We start from the raw sequence: 19,275 nt of genomic DNA, 5'->3' as shown, positions 1-19,275 counted from the left end.
ACGGGTGAAACAATGGGGAGTTACAGCGATTTCCTCTGCTATGAGGGATATATCTGATCCCCCTTTCATGTCCGCTTGCGGAAAATCCCCCTTAAAAAGGGGGACTTTCTTGATTCCCCCCTTTTTAAGGGGGGCTAGGGGGGATCTTTCGACCGTACTTCCTAACATCTGGAAACGATCTAATCGCCATCTGATTTGGGTGATTCTGGCGCTATTTGTGGCGAGTTTAACGGTGATCTTGCCTGGGTTTTCTCTGGAGTCTCCCCCTATCATGGCTCAAGTCTCCTCAGAACATTCCGATCGCTCTCCGGAGTTTTGGCGACAGAAAGCTGATGAATATGCACAAAAAGGTGATTTTGTCAATCAAGCAGTCGCTTTGGGCAATCTTTCTCTAGCACTGCAAGAACAAGGAGAATGGGAGCAAGCGCAAGAAAGCAGCACTCAAGGCATTCAGATATTACAGCAGTTATCAACAACGAAAGAACGGGATCAGATTTTAGCCCAATCTCTGGATATTCAGGGTAAGTTGAGCTTTTCTGTAGGTGATTTTTCGGCAGCGCTTGTCAGTTGGCAAGAAGCGGGAAAACTCTATCAGCAGCTAGGGTTAACTGAGGCAGAAGATCGCAATCGACTCAATCAGGTGCAAGCGATGCAGGAGTTGGGTTTATTTCAGTCTGCTTGCGAGGCGATCGGCGCTCGAATTGATGAGAATGTCTCGTTTTGTGCTGGAGTTAAGCTAGAAAATTTACCAGAAAATCTGCGTAGGTTTGCCGGCGATCGCCTAATGGTGTTGCACTTGCAAGCATTAGGCGATACTTTGCGGTTGATGGGCGATCTGGAGAGTTCGCAACAGGTGCTAGAGCTAGGGTTAGAACTGGTTGATGGGGACACAGAAACGTTCGATAAGTTGCAATTGAGCCTGGGGAATACATGGAGGGCGAAAGGCGATCGGCAATGGGCAATTGCTCAATCTGCCACCTCCACCATTCAATTTAACTTTGAATTTTGTCCCATATTAGAAAATCAAGAAGAATACGATTCAGCATTAAAACACTATCAAAACGTTTCTGAAAATAACCCTTTACTCAAACTGCAAGCTAACCTCAATCAACTTAACCTGCAAGTTGCTCTAAATCAGAATATCCTTGACTTCAACCCTTTAGAAGAAGCCCAAAATCTCAACTTATTCAACACCCAATCGGGAAATAACCTCATCCTCAACACTCTGCAAACCGCCACTTGTATCAGCACCATCCCCTGGCAGAATATCGCCCAAAATTTGCAAACCATTATCGATGTTTCCCAACAAAGAAAAGACCTCAAAACCCAATCCTATGCCCTCGGATATTTAGGCAGACTCTACGAACAACATGCCCAAGACTCTAAAGAATACCTTCAAACCGCCAAAACCAACACCCAAAAAGCCTTATCCATCGCCCAATCCCTCGACTTAAACGCCCCCGAACTCGCCTATCAATGGCAATGGCAACTCGGCAGAATCCTCGAAAAAACCCAATCCCCCTACAGCGAAATCCTATCCGCCTACAAAGCCGCCTTCAACACCCTGCAATCCCTCCGCCAAGAGCTAGTTTCCTCCAACCGCGACTTACAATTCTCCTTCCGCGATGAAGTCGAACCCGTCTACCGAAAATACGTCGATTTACTACTCCAAAATAATCCCAGTCAAGACAACTTAAAAGAAGCCCGCAACGTCATCGAAGCCTTGCAACTCGCTGAATTAGACGACTTCTTCAACGATGCCTGCATTACCGCTCAAGAGTCCAAATTAGAAGATATTGCTTCAGATACAGCCGTTCTTTATCCAATTCTGTTAGATGGCAAAATTGCAGTTATCTACACTCTTTCTGATAGCTTAATAGATTACACCATTGAACCCCTATCAAATCCTCAAAGATTTGAACGAACGATAAATGCACTAATTAACGATTTAAAAGAAGATATCAATAATAACTATCAACAATATGGTCAGACAGTATATGACTCTCTATTCTCAGATAAACTTAAGTCATTTTTAAGTTCTCATGACCAAATCAAAACCTTGGTTTTTGTCTTAGATGGACAACTGCGTAATTTACCGATGGCAACTCTTTATGATGGAGAGAAATACTTGATCGAGAAATATGCGCTTGCAGTTGCTCCAGGATTAAATCTACTTGCTCCAGGTTCCTTAAATTCCCTCGATTTAAGAATATTACCTGGTGGTTTGGCGCAGAAAGCACCGAGTTTTGACTTAGTTCATGCTCGTTTAAATCCTCTTAGCAATGCCCTAAGTGAGTTAGAAAGTATTGCACAATTATTTGAAAATCAAACTCCTGTGGTTTTAGATGAAAGTTTTACAGTAGAAGTAATTAAATCTTATTTTGCTAATGTCTACTACTCTATCTTCCATTGGGTTACTCATGGTCAGTTTAGCTCTAATCCGGAAGAGACATTTATCTTAACCTGGAATGAACGATTGGGAGTCAATCAACTCAATGAGCTGATTCAAAGTCAAGCTGAATTTAGTTCTGAACCGATAGAATTACTGGTTTTGAGTGCTTGTGAAACTGCTGAAGGCGATAACCGTGCTGCATTAGGTTTAGCAGGGGTGAGTATCAGAGCCGGAAGTCGCAGTACCGTAGCAACTTTATGGAAAGTTGATGATCGAGCAACATCTGAATTCATGAGTCAGTTTTATCAAGAAATGATTGAAAATAAAAAAACAAAAGCAGAAGCTCTAAAGACGGTTCAAGAATCTTTTTTAAGTGGGGAAAAAGGTGAAGCTCTTAGAGATCCTAGGTTTTGGGCTGCTTTTGTTTTGATAGGACATTGGATTTAAGGAAAAGCTATCACCCAGTGGGTTAATTGAGTAAGGAATCTAACTTTCTTGATAACTCCAATACTCCAGCTTGTTCATAAAGTTCTTTAGCCTCTTGAAATAGCTGTTGTGCTTCCTCATCCCTCTGATTGACTTGATATAACTCCCCTAAACGTACTTTTCCTAAAGCCTTCCCCTGTAAGTTGTTTTGAGCAGAAGCGAGATCAATAGACTTTAGGTAAGCATTTTCGGCGGCATCAATGCGTCCAATATCCCAATACAAATCACCTAATTCTCGATATACAGTGCTGGATTGAGTATCTTGATTAACCATTTTTTCCAGAAATTGAATAGCATCTGCCCTCAAAAGATACTGTTTATAAACAGCGAGTTCAGACAGGGGATTATTCAATTTTTTAGCATTCTCAATAGCAACTTTTACAATTGAGGCATTTTCTTTAGAGAGAATGCTGAACCTTCCTTCGGCAACTTCACTTCCCGAATCAGCTTTTACTTTCAGAGTGTAACTAAGACCAGGGATTAGGGCAACATCACCATCATAAATCAGTTGGGTCTCTTGGGTTTCAGTTTGCCAAATTTCCCCTTCTATATCTTCTTCAATGGTGATGGTGTAAGTGGTAGCGTTAGGAACAGGTTTCCATTGTAAAGTCGGCTTTGGATTCAGTAACCTAGTTGTGCGGGGAGTGATAACTTCAGGAATAGATTGAGCAATTATCTGACTTCCACCTCGACCACAATGGGGATCTGCTGTATCTTCACATCGAAGAACCACAGGACAAAGTTGGGTAGAATCTAAAGCAATTCCTGGTAATAATTGTCTGGTTTCATTATCAGCAAAGCAGCGTAGAGTTAGACTAGATGATGGCATCGATTCTAATCGGTTGTCTGCACAGATAATACTGGCTGTGGTCAAAGGTTCTCTTTGTTCTCGATCAAGTTTATAGGCTTCACCTTCAATGGTTTCTATGGTTCCCACTTCAATACAATTTTTGACTGCGTAGGCTGAGGGTGGTTTAGGGATTAATAACCAGTAAGTTGAAAATCCTAAGTTTCCCAGGACAGTCAAGAGAATAGTAGATCCTGAAAACACTGTTTTTTTCATTTTTAATCTTCTCCACTTTCTTCTAGTCTCATTTTTCCCATTTTAATCCATTCAGCTTCGTCTGGATATTCATCTTGAGCAAATTGAACGCAGAAATACCATTGCTCTAGGGCTTTGTTGGATTCGCCTTGAGCTTCTAAAACTTGTGCTAAAACACAATTAGCAACTCCTTCTTGTGGTTTAATATCAATAGCAATGCGTAAATGACGTTCTGCTTCCAGATAATCTTGTTGCTTCATCGCACTAAATGATTCCTTGCGTAAAAGAGAAATCCCTAAGTCTTTACGAATCAAGTATTCTCCGAGAGGGGATTTTGTTTCACTTGCTAGAATTTGCTGTAAACAGACTCTCTGTAACTGAGATGCACGTTCAAACTTGTTGTCTTTCATATAAATCAATGCTTCTCCTTTACATCCCCAAGCATCTCCTAATCGTTTTGCTCGTCGATACATTGTTAAGGCTAGGTCATTTTCTCCCCAGCGTTCATAGATACTGCCTAAATTATTGATAGCTGAAGCTTGTTGAGGATAGACTATAAGCGCCGATTGCAAGTAGGGAAGTGATCGATGGTATTGATCCTTTCTAATATAGTCAACTCCAACTCGGTTCAAATAGGTAGCAATTTTGGGTCGAATCCAAAAATAAGTGCTTAATCCGAGACAGGTAGCCAGGATAATTGCTTTTGGAATTTTGTAACTCTTCCAAGATACAAAACTCCATTTAGGTTTAGATTGTCCTACTAACTCGTCCCAGGTGGGGGAGATGTAGTCAGGATGCTGCCAGATGACGGGTAACCAGGTGGCGCAGGGAATTTGATCTTCGAGTCCCTGGAGCTTTTCTCTGGCTTCTCGAACGGCGACTTCAAAGGAGTATCCTTGGGAAAAGTTGACCAGGAATGATTTGAGGAATTTTTGGGCGACGAGATCGGGAACGTAGTCGCGCATGACGATCATTTGGGGAATGTGGGGATCGTCGAGTTTGCGGGCGAGTCCTAGTCCGTCACAGGAGTTGAAGATGGCGAGTTTTAGTCCTTGGGCGACGGCTTTTCGCAAACCATACCAGATTTGATCGACGGTTAAGTATTGGTCGGGATTGATGTAAATTTTACCGGTGTCGCCGTCGGTTTCGCTGTGGCCGGCAAAGAAGAGGATATCCCAGGGTTGTTCCCAGAGTTGGGCGTTGATGTCTGCTTGTTTGGGTTCGATGAGAAAGGTGACTTCTGCATTGGGTAGTGAGTCGAGGATTTCCTGGTCTTTGTCGGTGTCGATGCCTTCTTTATGTCCTAGGATGGCGAGAATTTTGACTTTTCCGGGTGGGGTGGTGCTGAGGGGATCGGAGCGCCTAAAGTTGGTATCGCTGAAGGAGATTTCGGCATGGGTGTATCGGGATAGGAGTTGCCAATTGTGCCAGGGGAGTTTGTGCAAGTCATTGCAGTCGGTACGGACAATGAAGCGGATGCGATCGCGATAATCGAGTCTTTCGCGGATCTGAGTGTCGATCGCCCGAAAATCGGGAGAACTGAGCCATTGATTGAGGCGATCGCACAGGCGATCGCCCGATTCTTTGCACTCTTTGATCCGATTCAGAACTCCATCATATTTAATCCCTTTTGGCTTGATTCCCCGATTAGGCAGTCCCAAAGGACGATACTTATCTACCCAATGACTTTCTAGTAATTGGGCGAGATCGGGTTCTGAGGGTAAGTATCCGGATATATCCAGATCGGGGCGCTGTCCGTCCTCTCCAATTTGCAACCGTACCCGAAAGCCCTCTGTGCTTAAACTGCCTTCAAGCTCCAAAACTACCAGTTTTCCCACCTCTTTAACCTCCTGAGTACCCGATCTCACCTTTGCTTGTCGTCCATGACAGGGGAGTATGGAGATCCCCCCTATAGGGTTCTCAGATTTAGAGGGGCCATTTTATGCAAACTTTACAAAAATTTACAATTAAGGCAAAATCATCAGTGTAGATTGCCTTCTCAAGCCAACAACGATTAATTGCAAGTTGGTGCAGCTAAAGTTAGAATCATGTGTGCATTCAGCTCTGGCAGGATTCACTCCTTGTCCAGAAACCGGATACAGACTCATTAGAGAGGTTCCCCAAACCTCATATTAGACCCATTGATAGCCAAGTCAACTTAACACAACTCAACTTATAAACCGATCTGTAGGAGGGAAACGTGACCGCAATTAAAGTGATTCCAGCGAGTGCCGCCGGTTCAACCATGGGGATTAATGTCATTATCCGGCTCTTGTTTGACTACCGCCCTCATTTAATCAAGCTTTTTAGAATCAAGAAACAAGACTACTCTATCACTCGTTATACTTTCATTGCCGTTTTCCGCGAACCTGGCTCTATCGGACAACTGGTGGCCTTTATCCACGAATGGGGAACTGCGAGCGGACAGGGAGAGGGAGCAGAAAATACTGCCGAAACCTACGGATTTTCGGAAATTATGACCACCATTAAGCAGCTTAAAATTAGACTGTTAACGGTGGATTGGCATACGGAAATTCATGAAGGCTGGAAACAGAAACTAGAAGTGCGTCCCGATCCCACAGTTCTTAAGTATCGGCTCTCTGACTGGGAAGGTTGGCTCTTAGAACAAATCGATACCCCTTGGTTCCCGATGCAGCATCTGCATGAGGACGATCTGGATCTGCGCTGGATGGAACACGAATAGATGGGTAGGGCATTGGTCACAAGTTAAGGTTGTAGGTGAGGGGGAGGCAAAAGGCAAAAGGCAAGAGGGGAGGGAGGCAAAAGGCAAAAGGCAAAAGGCAAAAGGCAAAAGGCAAGAGTCCATAAATAGGGTGAGCTAATTAGTTCAAATCTATATTTAGGACTTGACAAAATGTACATTGTCTTAACTTGTTACCATTGGGTAATAGGGAATCTCCCCATCTCCCTATCTCCCCATCTCCCTATCCCATTAACGGGGTCGAAACTCGACGACATCTTGCTTGATTTGCACATCATAGTTGCCAAAGAAGTCATGGCCGAGCAAGCCGATCGCCATTCTAGGGGCGATCGCCACCGGAATATCTCTGACGACTGCACCATTAACGGCGATCGACTTCACATAACCCAAGGGAAACGTCACCTTAGACCCATCAGCAATCATCATAGTCACAAAATCAACCGTCTCCACTTGCAACTTCTGCGCCATCTCCTGAGTAATCAGAGTCCCACTCGCTCCCGTATCCAAAATCATCTCAAAGGAGTGCTGGCTATTAAACATTACCTCAATCACCGGAATTCCCCCCAAACGGCGCTTAATCTGCGCTTGAAACACCCCTGGAGTCACCGGACGAGAACGGGGAGCCGAAGTACCCTCACAGACTCCACTCAAGGGAATCGAGCGTCCAGAAGAATCGACCATAAAACACCCTTGCACCTCCTGAGCAATACTACTCTCTGCTCCACCCACCATCAAACCCATGCAAAGGGCAACCGCTACCCTCAAACCCTTATCCCATAGTCGTTTACTCATAAACTTCTGGCCATGTATAAACCTTATTTCCTAGTTTACCCAATTTCTTTCTGACAGCCCCTAGATATAATAGATTCTTGCCTGTACTCGTTTTTGAGACTTTGAGCATGAAAAAACGTGCCCCCCGCAATCAAACGCTAACCTGCTCGGAGGAAGAGCTATCTATACTCAGTCAGTCTTTACTCTGTTTGCACGATCCAATAGCTATTGATGATATAAAAGGGAAAATTATTAACCAAGATCTCTTTAGCGCTGTCAAATATCTCCCGAAAAACTCTGTTGATCTTTTAGTTCTAGACCCCCCTTATAATCTTTCTAAAAACTATCATGGAAACTTATTTAGAGAGAAACACAGAGGAGAATATCAAGACTGGTTCTCTTCTGTCCTGAAGATCCTCAAACCTCTCCTCAAGCCAACAGCAACACTCTATGTCTGCTCGGACTGGAAAACTTCTATACTTATCGCCCCCATTCTAGAGCAAGAGTTCTATCTTCGCAATCGCATTACCTGGGAGCGAGAAAAAGGGCGAGGTGCAAAAACGAATTGGAAGAATAATACCGAAGATATTTGGTTTTGCACCGTTTCCGATCAATATACGTTTAACCTGGACTCCGTGAAGCAAAAGCGAAAAGTGATTGCTCCCTATCGGCAGAAAAATGGTCAACCTAAAGACTGGAGTGAAGAAGAGGATGGAAACTTCAGATTAACCCATCCTTCTAACCTATGGACAGATATTAGTATTCCCTTTTGGTCAATGCCTGAAAATACGGATCATCCCACTCAGAAACCAGAAAAATTGATTGCGAAACTGATTCTAGCGAGTTCAAATGCCGATGATTTGGTCTTCGATCCCTTTCTGGGAAGTGGTACTTCAGCCGTGGTTGCTAAAAAGCTCAAACGCAACTTTGTGGGGATTGAGTTAAATCCAGACTATTGTTGTTGGGCATTAAAACGGCTTCAACTGGCCGAAAATGATCCATCAATTCAAGGATATACAGATGGGGTTTTTTGGGATAGAAATACCTTAAAAGATCAACACAGAAATCCTAAGACGCTAGGATAGCAGGATGCGCTAGGGAAGATATCTCATTCACACAATGCTGTAAAGTTTTTTGTCGATGTTCAACACTTATGATACCCAGCCGATAGGGATCTGATAAACTCCTGTTATAAAATCTTTAGGGGAAACAAAATTAAAATGGATTTACAAGAAGCTTTAGAACGATATCAGGGAACTAAACTCAACCTTAATGAATTGAGCCAATATCAACAGTGGGCTTTCAATTTTTTTCACAATGAAGAGTTTGTTGCTAATCCGCAGATTTCAGTGACGATACAGCTAGATTTAGAAAAGCCTCGTGAGGTTTATGAAAGGAGTTTTCAAACTACTCCAGCAGCCTGTTTTCAAGGTTATCTGGTTTGGAATTTAGTTAAAGCTTTATCTATAGAATGGACTTTTAGTACCCGAAAAATTCAGGGAGAATGGTATCGGTTTAAAAATATTCCGGTTTTTTTTTCGATTGCGGTGGGTGGAGAGAATCGGTTTAAAAATGTGATTATTAATGATGTTATTTTGATGGATTGGCCAACATTTTGTAGGGTTTATCGAGAGTCTATTGAAAACTCAAAGAATGATGGTGGTTTTGTTTCTGAATTGATATGGGATATTTCTTATTTTATTGGCAACATCCCTTATCTGAATTTTACCTCACTTCAGATTCACCGTGGAACCCAGAAAAGCGGCCGGCCTCTATTTTACTTTGGACAACGCCATACTTTGTATCAAAAACAGACTGTGCCGTTGAGTGTTACTTTAGACCATTCCAATGCCGATCCCTATGTGTTGAACCAGCTCATGGAAACCTATCAAGGTTTATTAACAACGGTTTAAGGGATAGTCAAGAGAAGTCAGGTAACTTGACTCTTGAAAGTGTTAAAATAGTAATAAGTTCCTGAACTGATCTCAATCCTTATCTAGGTAATCTGATGACAGAAGCAGCCATTTTACAAAATCGAGATTATGACTAAGCAGTATATCTCATCCGAAGACTATCGCAAAATGCTGGTTCGGGATGGCGATCGCCGCTTCCAGGAGTGGCATAGTCAATATTTAAACTATCAGAAGCAGTATTTGCATCAAATTCTCAAAGATCGTAAGGTGAAAGAAGTCTAATCTCTGACCCCATGACTTCTTCCCTGGTTCCCTCTTCCGATCGCTCTCCTGATGCAGGACTAGCCCCCTTACTGCTCACCGTTGTCGAACTCATTCGCCAACTGATGGAAGCTCAAGTCATTCGGCGCATGGATGCGGGTAGCCTAAGCGAAGAAGAACTAGACCGAGCAGCCGAAAGCCTACAGCGTCTCGAAGAACAGATTATCAACCTGTGTGAAATCTTCGACATCGATCCAGCCGACTTAAACATTGACTTAGGGGAAATCGGCTCCCTCTTGCCCAAACAAGGCTATTATCCAGGGGAAAAGAGCGATCGCCCCTCCATTTTAGAACTCCTAGACCGCCTCTTGCACACCGGTATTGTCATTCAAGGCGACGTAGACCTCGGTTTAGCCCAACTGAACCTGATCCATGCCAAAATCCGCTTAATTCTCACCTCCAAACCCATCAACCCTGCCCCGTAGTCGAATCTGCAAGATAAATTAGCTCAATTAAAAATTAAAAATTAAAAATTGAAAACCACCCATCAACCCCCAAAACCCGCCCCCACTGCCTGTTGATTTTACGCAAATGGATTGACAATTCTCATTTTCTGTGCAATCAATTGATCGTGATGTAAATCTTCAGAGTACAAGATTGTACAATCTAAAGTTAAAGCAGTAGCAATAATTAAACTATCCCAATAAGAGTATTGGTATCGAGATTTGATCTCTAACGCTTGAATCACTTTAAGGGTATCTATTTCCGCAATAGTGAAAGTGCTAACTAACTCTAAGATGATTTCTTGAGCTTCATTATCGGCGACAAGCTTCTTTCTGGTCAAAACATTGAACAATTCTCCTAGGGTTTGAGTGCTGAGACTTATCGAGTCCAACTCATCGGCAATAATTTGCCGTACTTTGAGATATTTTATTTCTGGTTCTTTGGCATAGAGATAGACCCAAAGATTTGTATCTAAAAAGACTTTACCGCTCATGGAGTTCATCTCGATTGAACTGATAATCTGGAGACAATGAAAAAGAATGTTTGTCTACTAATTGCAAAAACTGCTGCTTTTTACGATCGCCTTCATCCATGTCGATAAGTACGATTTTAAACGTCTTGCCTTCCATGATCGATTCCAGATGGCGATCGAGAATTAGGCTACCGTTGTTATACGTTGCTGTCAGTATTTTGCACGCCATATGTTCGTTGATGAGAATATTACTGTCCTAACGTAACACAGCAGTTGGGTTTTCGGCGATCGCCTTCCCTCCCTGTCCAGAATTGTATAGCCTAATACTCTCAGCACCGGCACGTCCTTCAACCCAATGGACAAAACCCATCAACCATTCCCCGTAGGGGCGACAAATCAATCCCCAAAACCAGCCCCCACCCCACCTTCTCAATTAAAAATTAAAAATTAAAAATTAAAAATTAAAAATTAAAAATTGAAAACCACCCAGATCCCCGTAGGGGCGGGTTATACCCAAATCTAGAACACTCACCCATCAATTCCCTAAACCCGCCCCCACCCCACCGGGAAATCACCAATAAAGTGGAATTGGACAACCTTTCGACTCATGCTCGCGAACATCACCTACTCAGCTGCCCAACGCCGGTTTATTTTCGGATGCTCTCGCGAACATCGCAGGAATAGGTCTTGACTCTTCAGAAATACGCCCCATTCATTCCCATGAATAAGTTCTGAGTGCGAAGAGTAATCGCCAAGGGACACACCACGCGAAAACCGTAGTTCCTGTTCCTATTGTCCGCCGCATTCGAGTTACGATACCGAGAGCGACAATTATCAGAATTGTTGTTCCAACAACCGCCACGAAGCAGCCGGAGTTGCCTACCCCTTCTTTACTCCCTGGAAAAGACCAGCGAAGTAAATATCTGTTGACGCAATCGCCAGGTGTCGCCATACTCCAGATGGGCGCACCAGCTTTGCCAAGACTGTTGAATTTGGTCTATTGTTATTTTACCTTGAGCGTAATCATTTTGTAACGTTCGCCATCGCCGCCTTGCTCGTCTGAGGTTTTCATTGCGAACCCGAATACAGTCGGGGAAAATACGAAACCCTAAAAAGTTTGCTCCATGGCGAGTCAAAAACGTCTGACTTTTAATCGGGTGAATTTTTAACCGCAATTGCACTAAATATTGTTCAATTTTCTCCCTGGCTTCCCTGAGAAATTCGCGGTCATTGGAGAACAGAGCAAAATCATCCACATAGCGAACATAGGACTTAGCCCTAAGTTCCTCTTTAATGAAATGGTCAAATCCATTGAGATAGATATTGGCAAAAAACTGGCTGGTTAAATTGCCAATTGGTAATCCTCGCCTCCGTGCCAGAGGAGAAAGTAAATCATCTCCTGGAAAATGATGAATGGCAACGGGTTGTTCGTTGCTATAGTCAATAATCGTATCGATGAGCCAGAGCGTTCCTGGGCATTTGATTTTTTTGCGGATTAAGGACTTGAGGATTTCGTGGTCAATACTAGGAAAGTATTTTTGAATATCGCATTGTAAAACATAATCATGAGACCGGGAAAATTGGGTAAAGCGCTTCAGGGCGCGGTGAGTGCCGAAGCCCAAACGATTGGCATAGGAGTCAGAAATAAACGTGCGATCGCATAGCGGTACAATAACATTACACAAGGCATGGTGAACCACCCGGTCTCGATAGGGAGCCGCAGAAATCATCCGCTTCTTCGGTTCCATGATGTAAAAGGTATTGTACTCTCCTGGTTGGTAGGTGTGGTTTTCTAACTCCTGTTTCAGTTGCTGTAGGTTCTCTTCTAAGTGATAATTGAATTCCAGTATCGAGTCCCTAAATCGCTTGCCTCGTTGGGCTTGTCGGGACGCTTGCAGGAGGTTGCTGAACTCCACCATATCTGACCAAAGATTGCCGTGGCGTTTCATGAATCTTTCTCTCGTCGTTGCTGTTGTTTAATCCAACCCCCCAATTCTTTGCCAATGTCATTCATCAGCCCTCCCACATACTCATAGCGCTCAACCGAAATTAAGTCAAAATCTCGCAGCAGACGGGTTTGATAGCGCAAAATTTGCAGCCTACTGTTTAGGGGAATGAGAAGTTTTAGTTTCTCCGATTCATATTGTGCTATAATTAGGGTCTCCAGTAAATCGTACAGTCCTGCAATCATGCGGTCTCCGAGGAGAAACTTGTGAGTGCGGGGCAGGCGATTGAGAATGGGTACATACCATTTAATCAGATCGTAGGTTTTCTGGATAATCGACAGTTCGTTCATAGGGTGATTTTTGAAAAAAAAAATTTCCGCCTTCGGCGGAAGAAAAGAAAAAAGTAAAGAAGGGTAAAGGAAAAAAGGAATAAAGAGAAAAGGGCTAGGTCGTCATCGCCAAGGGACACACCACGCGAAAACCGTAGACCCTGTACCTATTGTCCGCCGCATTCGAGGTGCGAGACCGAGAGCGACAATAAGCAGAATGGTAGCCCCAAGAACCCCCACGAAGCAGCCGATTTTTATTGCTATTTCTTTCATCACTATTTGACCATATACTTCCATCGTTAGGTGCGTTTGTATAGTTGCCATGCCACTCATCCGCGCACCACTCCCAAACATTGCCACTCATATCACAAATCCCCAACTCATTCGCCTTTTTCTTTTTATCCCCCACATCATGGGTTTGGCTGCCAGAATTACCATAATGCCAAGCCACCTCATCCAGGTTATTACTGCCCGCATACTCATAACCCTGGCTCCGGTTGCCCCCACGCGCCGCAAACTCCCATTCAGCCTCGCTCGGCAGCCGCACCGGTTGCTCAATCAGTTCTGAGAGCTTCTGACAAAACTCCTGAGCATCATGCCAACTCACACACTCCACAGGACGATTTTCCCCCTTAAAATCAGATGGATTAGTCCCCATCACCGCCTCATACTGAGTTTGAGTGATGGGATACTTACCCATGCGAAACTCTGGCACTGTCACCGCGTGAACCGGCTTTTCATTATTGTATTTCGTACTTCCCATCTGGAAAGTCCCCCCCTCCACATACACCAACTCCAACGTCAGCTCGCTCCCCGGAATTGGAATACTCAGCGCCTTCCGTCGCTCCTCCTCCCGTCTCCTTTGCTCCGCTTTTGCCCGTTTCCTAGCTTCCTCTGCCTCCTTCGCCTTCCGGCGCTCATCCGTCCACCAGCGCTGCAACTCCTCATGCTTCCGCACCGCACTCTCAGAACCCAACTCTATCGCTTCCGCATAATTCGCCAGGGCTGTCTCCACATCCTCCAACTGCCGATAAACATCCCCCCGCGCCTCATGAAACTTAGCGTGATTCGGTTGCAATTTCACCGCCTTATCCAAATCCGTAATTGCCTTCTGAAGTTCTCCCAACCCCTGATAGGCTAAACCGCGCTGATAATAGGCAATGACATGGGGCGACAAACTCAGGGCATGGCTAAAATCAGTCACCGCCAACTGCCAGCGTTTCCCTCCCAGATGCTCCAAACCCCGTTGATAACAGGCTTGGGCAATATTCAATCCTCCAGAAACGCCCAACACTTCCAGACAGCCATTCAGTTGAGCTACAAAAGGCGCATCCTCTGGCAGCAGGTAGCGGGCAACTTCCCTCGTCAACTCCTCCAGATTTCCCCCCTGAGCAACCGTTCCCCGTTGTTTCAGCCATGCTCGGATAGCCCCACCAATCTGTCCCTCAAACCCGTAGCGCTCCGAAACAGCACCCAGAGTTTCTGCCCAGTCTAAACGCAACTGAGCCACCACCAGAGAGTCCATCTGTTCCAGGGCATTAAACAAAGCATCGCAGTAATCAATTACCTTATGTATCAACTCCAGTTGCACCTGTGGAGGCAATTCTCCCTCCGCAAACAACCCAGGAAGCAACCGAGGCAATAGGGGAATCTGCTGCGGTTGGGCATAGAGCAGAAAATACTCATCCGCAATCATCCCCGCGTGGACGCAGTGCAACACCTCCAGATAATGAGTCAACTCCTCTCGACTCCTGCGATTGAGCTTTTCCAAATCATAGGGAGTCGCTTGATCCAAAGATTTCCCCTGCATTTCAAAGACTTGTCCCTGCGCCTGACGAATCTCATCCAGTCCATCGCGCCAACGCAGCTTTCTAGCCACACTATCAAACCGAATATCCGGAAAATCTGTATGCCAAAATCCCACATTGATATTCAGAAAAGACTCTTCAATTTCCGTTTCCAGAATCGCAACTGGAGCCGTTTTCAAATCCCGAAACAAATCTCGCGCCGCCGCTTCTCCACTGCGAGCTTTCGTAATCCACTCCCCCGCATGAAGTAGAATGGGACGCTGGTTCAAGTTATATTGCTTAAACAACTGCCTTAAAGCCGCTTTCAGAGTAGATTCCATCATCGGAAATTGGGGGTCAGTTCCCCCTTTCGGCGAAGGGTCGAATTTTAACACAGGCGGCGAGATAAAGACCGAAAGGGGTGGACGGTCTTGACTCATAATAATATTGAGAATATCTTCAGTAACGGCATAAATCGGATTATTCCGGTCTCGACGCACATCTTCTCGCGTCTCTTTTGCTAACATCCGGTTAATTTGCAAATCGAGTAATTTCATCTCTAGGGCAAATTCCCGCCCCGTTTCTTCCTTCCACCGGGCAAAGGCAAGATTATCTTGATTAATGCTAATTTGTACTTCAGCTTTAAATTTCTCAATTGCTTCCGTAAACTGGCGCTGTTTTTCCGCTTCCAGGGCTTGAAATGCCTGCCGCATTTGCTCCGTTTTCAGCAAACTTTCCGCCCGCATGGTTTCCAGAGCGAGGCTAAATTCCCGGTCTTCTTCTCGTTCTTTCGCCCGCGCCGCTTGTCGTGCCATCTCCATTTTGGCATCAAATTCCATCCGTTTTAAGGCTATTTCTTGGCTTTTACTATCCCGTTTTTCAACCAGTTGCAAATTTTTTTGCTGATTATTCATGATCCGGGTTTGATTCCAAGCCATGATCCCAGGAACTATGGATTGTGCGGCTTTAGTCACCGTGTGAACGGCTGCACTAACAAAGCCAATTAATCCCATCATAATTGTCCTCCATTTAAGATTGTGTAGGGGTGCGTTAATAATAATGTGAAGCGTGTCTCTCCACATGGGCGCACCTCATTACAGCGCAAAATGCTGTATACCCCGATCTTAGTTCCTTGGGAAAGGTGGGGTGACTCATTTTGCCCAAATTCCCGTCAAATGCTTACACTGTAAGGTATAGAGCTTGGGAAAAATTTTAATTTTTTCGACTGTCGCCGACATGAAAATTTTTAATTTTTAATTGAAATAAATAGGGGAGTCCCCTAGAGAACTCCCCTAAATTTAGAGATTGTGTGCAGAACTTAATCAAGTTTAGTAAGTTTCCACATGCCAACGATGTTCTTTTTTCAGTTGTTTTCGGTATTCATCCCAGTTCACATCAAACTTACCCGCAGCCACAGACATCCCTTCATCAATACCCGGTTCCATACCTTTAAGACCGCACATATAGATATGGGTATTCGGTTTTTGGACTAATGCCCATAGCTCATCCGCATTTTCCTTAATCCGGTCTTGGATATACATTTTACCGCCTTCAGGATTTTGTTGTTCGCGGCTGATGGCATAGGTAAGGCGGAAATTATCCGGGAATTCCTGCTGCATCTTCTCCAACTCTTCCCGATAGAGAATATTTTGAGTATAAGGAATACCAAAGAACAACCAAGCAAATCCTCGGAACTTGTAATCTTCGTGCTGTTCCTTAAACATGCGCCACAGATAGGCACGGAAAGGAGCAATTCCCGTTCCGGTTCCCATCATAATAATTGTAGCTTCCTCATCATCCGGTAAGAGCATCTCCTTACCGACTGGCCCAGTAATCGCCACATCTGCACCCGGTTCCAGATTGCACAGATAAGTCGAACAAACCCCATAAACCGTTTCTCCGCTTTCCGGGTGTTTATATTCCAGTTGTCTGACACATAAAGAAACCGTCTTATCTTCCTCATCATCTCCATGACGGGTAGAGGCGATCGAATACAACCGCAACTTCTGGGGTTTACCCTTATCATCCGTTCCAGGAGGAATAATCCCAATACTTTGGCCTTCCACATACTTGAGGTCTCCTTGGGAGAGATCAAACGTCAAATGTTGAACAATCCCCGATCCCCCTTCAGCAACCAACTTTTCATTACTGACGCACTTACCGATATAAGGATCTTTGGGTCGGTAAATATTGATAGGAATCTTTTGATCTTCAGATTTTTTATGGACTTTACCTTGAGTCCCTTCACTCGAAGGGGTAGATTGAGGGACAGGAGCTGGAGTCCAAACTGATTCTTTACGAGAGGCCGTATCAGAATTAAGGGGCACAATGTTCAGAATTTTACCCCCCAGACGAGCAATACGCTTCAGTTCCTGATTCATACGGCTGTAAGGCACAGTAATGAAGATACTGCCACTGCGACGAACTGAACAGTTCATATTCGCCATGCTACCGGGGTTAAGACCAACCACCTCAAACTGAAACAAACGGTTGGAAGACACGCTATTGGTTCTACCCGTTAAACTCGATGTATACATTACCTTGATTTTCTCCTTTCCCCATTTACATCGGCATATTACCGCAAGATGAGTCAACCACAACTGAGCCAGAGGCAACAGTAATGATTAAAGTGACTAGAGTTACTGTAAGTGACCCCATCTCATTGGTCAATCTAGCTCTCCCTGAATCGTGAAGAGCTAGACCCAAATTTAGGCTTCGTCCTGAGAGGGCGCAGCAAAATTCACGGGCACAATGTTAGTAATTGTGCCACCTAGACGAGCAATACGCTTCATTTCCTGATTCATGCGGTTATAAGGCACAGTAACCAAGACACTACCACTGCGACGAATCGAGCAATTCATATTCGCCATGCTGCTGGGGTTAAGACCAACCACCTCAAACTGAAACAGACGATTGGACGATACACCACTGTTTGTGCCCGCTAAACTGGATGTAGGCATAGCTTTCTCCTTTTCTCTTTTAAGATTGATGAACTATTGCTAAAACATTATCCTCTTGCGACTGAGACTTAGGGTTAAAGGAATCTCCCAACTCTTCCGAGCAACTGTAAATCGCAACTGTAAATCAGTGTCTCAGAGAGATCCCCATCAAGTGGGGTTAGCCAGAGTCAAAGAGCCAGACAAACTTTAGGATTGGGGAGGCGATCGCCCTGGTTAGCCAAAACACTCTTCAGGAGTCTCACCTTCCCTCTCTACCATCTGCTGGCCAGCGAGGGACAATGCCACCATTTTATCGAAAAGCGCCCCCTTTCAGAGGAATAATTAAGATTAGGTTTTCTTAAAGACCCCATTCACCGTAGCATAGGTATTGAGGACAATCCTAAATCTCTAAACTCGCCTTGTGGGGATGATCCCATTCTGGTAGAATTTGCTCCAGAATATTGAAGATGGAAAACTGGGCTGAACTCAAGCTTGAGTCGTCCCCAGCCGGAGACAGAGCCATGCTATTTCCACGGAAAGAGCAAGCCCCTTCGGTGTTTAAAAATCTCGAAGGGCAGTTTTAATGTGTTGCCCTCAACGCTAGTTTAACTCCATTTACTGATAAACCAAAACTAACTTAGTGAACCCATTGATTGACAGAGGAAATCTATGACCAGTAAACCGGATCGCGTGGTTTTAGTTGGTGTTGCCGGAGATTCCGGTTGTGGGAAATCAACTTTCTTGCGTCGCTTAACCGACTTATTCGGAGAAGATCTCATAACCGTGATTTGTCTAGATGACTACCATTCGTTAGACCGTAAGCAACGTAAAGAAACCGGGATTACCGCGCTTAACCCCAAAGCCAACAACTTTGACTTGATGTATGAGCAAGCCAAAGCTCTTAAAAACGGTGAATCCATAGAAAAACCCATTTACAACCATACAACCGGGGAAATCGATCCCCCCGAAACGATTCATCCCAAATCCATTGTTGTCCTCGAAGGTCTACACCCGATGTATGACGAGCGAGTAAGGGGTCTATTGGATTTTAGTGTTTATCTTGACATCAGTGATGAAGTCAAAATTGCTTGGAAAATCCAGCGAGACATGGCAGAGAGAGGACATCGCTATGAAGATGTCTTATTTGCCATTAATGCTCGCCGTCCTGACTTCATGGCTTATATCGATCCCCAAAAAGCCCATGCAGATGTAGTGATTCAGGTGTTGCCGACCCAACTGATTCCAGATGATAAAGATCGGAAAATCTTACGGGTACGAATGATTCAACGCTATGGAGTTGCGGGTCGCGACCCTGTTTATCTGTTTGACGAAGGTTCAACGATTGATTGGATTCCTTGTGGACGGAAATTAACCTGTTCCTATCCTGGCATTAAAATGCACTATGGGCCAGATGCTTACTATGGCCATGAAGTTTCTATCCTGGAAGTTGATGGGCAGTTTGATAATCTAGAGGAATTGATCTATATCGAAGGGCATTTGAGCAACACCTCGACAAAAGAATATGGGGAATTAACTCACTTGCTGCGGCAACATCCCGATTATCCGGGTTCAACCAATGGTACAGGACTATTCCAAGTGCTGACTGGGTTAAAAATGCGAGCCATATATGAGCAGTTAACCCAAGAGGTGGAAAAAGTGCCTGCGAGTGTTTAGGTCTGCCTGAGAGAAAACCTGGGCGGGTCTTTCTCCT

19 protein-coding genes are annotated in these 19,275 nt (G+C 44.5%); 7 read left to right on the top strand and 12 right to left on the bottom strand.

Annotated features, from left to right (window positions below; genetic code table 11):
* The first annotated feature begins 271 nt into the window (after positions 1-271).
* Positions 272-2,839, top strand: a complete 2,568-nt coding sequence (locus tag PMG71_RS13025; RefSeq protein ID WP_283754129.1) for a CHAT domain-containing protein — start codon at positions 272-274, stop codon at positions 2,837-2,839.
* A 22-nt stretch (positions 2,840-2,861) separates the two neighbouring features.
* Here PMG71_RS13025 and PMG71_RS13020 read toward each other — a convergent pair whose 3' ends face one another.
* Both PMG71_RS13020 and PMG71_RS13015 read right to left on the bottom strand, forming a co-directional pair.
* Positions 2,862-3,941 (bottom strand): tetratricopeptide repeat protein, encoded by a 1,080-nt coding sequence (locus PMG71_RS13020; protein WP_283754128.1) that lies wholly within the window; start codon positions 3,939-3,941, stop codon positions 2,862-2,864.
* 2 nt (positions 3,942-3,943) lie between these two features.
* Positions 3,944-5,758, bottom strand: a complete 1,815-nt coding sequence (locus PMG71_RS13015; RefSeq protein WP_283754127.1) for a CHAT domain-containing tetratricopeptide repeat protein — start codon at positions 5,756-5,758, stop codon at positions 3,944-3,946.
* Positions 5,759-6,120: 362 nt separating this feature from the next.
* On the opposite strand from PMG71_RS13015, the gene PMG71_RS13010 reads away from it, so the two are divergent.
* Entirely contained in the window at positions 6,121-6,624 is a 504-nt protein-coding gene (locus PMG71_RS13010) for a hypothetical protein (protein WP_283754126.1), read from the top strand.
* Positions 6,625-6,873: 249 nt separating this feature from the next.
* Here PMG71_RS13010 and PMG71_RS13005 read toward each other — a convergent pair whose 3' ends face one another.
* Positions 6,874-7,434: a retropepsin-like aspartic protease family protein gene (locus tag PMG71_RS13005; protein ID WP_283754125.1), complete on the bottom strand. Its 561-nt coding sequence runs from the start codon at positions 7,432-7,434 to the stop codon at positions 6,874-6,876.
* A gap of 107 nt (positions 7,435-7,541) precedes the next feature.
* Here PMG71_RS13005 and PMG71_RS13000 point away from each other — a divergent pair, with 107 nt between their 5' ends.
* From PMG71_RS13000 to PMG71_RS12985, 4 genes are all read left to right on the top strand, one after another.
* Positions 7,542-8,498: a DNA-methyltransferase gene (locus PMG71_RS13000; RefSeq protein WP_283754124.1), complete on the top strand. Its 957-nt coding sequence runs from the start codon at positions 7,542-7,544 to the stop codon at positions 8,496-8,498.
* Between the two features lie 135 nt (positions 8,499-8,633).
* A complete protein-coding gene (locus tag PMG71_RS12995; RefSeq protein WP_283754123.1) occupies positions 8,634-9,326 on the top strand; it encodes a CatA-like O-acetyltransferase in 693 nt (230 codons plus the stop codon).
* Positions 9,327-9,455: 129 nt separating this feature from the next.
* Entirely contained in the window at positions 9,456-9,608 is a 153-nt protein-coding gene (locus PMG71_RS12990; RefSeq protein ID WP_283754122.1) for a hypothetical protein, read from the top strand.
* A gap of 11 nt (positions 9,609-9,619) precedes the next feature.
* Complete coding sequence (locus tag PMG71_RS12985) at positions 9,620-10,072, top strand: gas vesicle protein K (RefSeq protein ID WP_283754121.1); 453 nt, start codon at positions 9,620-9,622, stop codon at positions 10,070-10,072.
* A gap of 98 nt (positions 10,073-10,170) precedes the next feature.
* Here the strand turns inward: PMG71_RS12985 and PMG71_RS12980 are convergent, their stop codons facing one another.
* The 9 genes from PMG71_RS12980 to PMG71_RS12945 all read right to left on the bottom strand — a co-directional run bounded on the left by PMG71_RS12980 (position 10,171) and on the right by PMG71_RS12945 (position 18,087).
* Positions 10,171-10,584, bottom strand: a complete 414-nt coding sequence (locus PMG71_RS12980) for a PIN domain-containing protein (protein ID WP_283754120.1) — start codon at positions 10,582-10,584, stop codon at positions 10,171-10,173.
* On the bottom strand, positions 10,574-10,792 hold the full coding sequence (locus tag PMG71_RS12975; RefSeq protein WP_283754119.1) for a hypothetical protein: 219 nt from the start codon (positions 10,790-10,792) through the stop codon (positions 10,574-10,576). The genes PMG71_RS12980 and PMG71_RS12975 overlap by 11 nt, the downstream gene beginning before the upstream one ends.
* A 466-nt stretch (positions 10,793-11,258) precedes the next feature.
* Positions 11,259-11,432 (bottom strand): SUMF1/EgtB/PvdO family nonheme iron enzyme, encoded by a 174-nt coding sequence (locus tag PMG71_RS24290; protein ID WP_488199580.1) that lies wholly within the window; start codon positions 11,430-11,432, stop codon positions 11,259-11,261.
* Positions 11,433-11,453: 21 nt separating this feature from the next.
* A complete protein-coding gene (locus PMG71_RS12970; RefSeq protein ID WP_283754118.1) occupies positions 11,454-12,512 on the bottom strand; it encodes an RNA-directed DNA polymerase in 1,059 nt (352 codons plus the stop codon).
* On the bottom strand, positions 12,509-12,859 hold the full coding sequence (gene avd / locus PMG71_RS12965; protein WP_283754117.1) for a diversity-generating retroelement protein Avd: 351 nt from the start codon (positions 12,857-12,859) through the stop codon (positions 12,509-12,511). Before avd ends, PMG71_RS12970 begins: the two co-directional genes overlap by 4 nt.
* Before the next feature lie 94 nt (positions 12,860-12,953).
* Complete coding sequence (locus PMG71_RS12960; protein WP_283754116.1) at positions 12,954-15,641, bottom strand: SUMF1/EgtB/PvdO family nonheme iron enzyme; 2,688 nt, start codon at positions 15,639-15,641, stop codon at positions 12,954-12,956.
* Positions 15,642-15,953: 312 nt separating this feature from the next.
* Positions 15,954-17,162: a bifunctional rod-capping linker CpcD/ferredoxin--NADP reductase PetH gene (gene cpcD/petH, locus PMG71_RS12955; protein ID WP_283754115.1), complete on the bottom strand. Its 1,209-nt coding sequence runs from the start codon at positions 17,160-17,162 to the stop codon at positions 15,954-15,956.
* Positions 17,163-17,333: 171 nt separating this feature from the next.
* Positions 17,334-17,585: a rod-capping linker protein CpcD gene (gene cpcD, locus PMG71_RS12950; protein ID WP_283754114.1), complete on the bottom strand. Its 252-nt coding sequence runs from the start codon at positions 17,583-17,585 to the stop codon at positions 17,334-17,336.
* 379 nt (positions 17,586-17,964) lie between these two features.
* The gene (locus tag PMG71_RS12945; protein WP_283754113.1) at positions 17,965-18,087 is read right to left on the bottom strand and encodes a hypothetical protein; all 123 of its coding nucleotides are present in this window, start codon (positions 18,085-18,087) and stop codon (positions 17,965-17,967) included.
* A gap of 146 nt (positions 18,088-18,233) precedes the next feature.
* On the opposite strand from PMG71_RS12945, the gene PMG71_RS12940 reads away from it, so the two are divergent.
* Positions 18,234-19,238 carry a phosphoribulokinase gene (locus PMG71_RS12940; RefSeq protein ID WP_283754112.1) on the top strand — a complete coding sequence of 335 codons (1,005 nt, stop codon included), beginning with the start codon at positions 18,234-18,236 and terminating at the stop codon, positions 19,236-19,238.
* Positions 19,239-19,275: the final 37 nt, after the last annotated feature.

The sequence above is a fragment of the Roseofilum acuticapitatum BLCC-M154 genome, from assembly GCF_030068475.1.
Taxonomy (GTDB): domain Bacteria; phylum Cyanobacteriota; class Cyanobacteriia; order Cyanobacteriales; family Desertifilaceae; genus Roseofilum; species Roseofilum acuticapitatum.
Note: the sequence above shows the minus strand (reverse complement) of the source record. Positions and strands in the feature narration are given on the sequence as shown.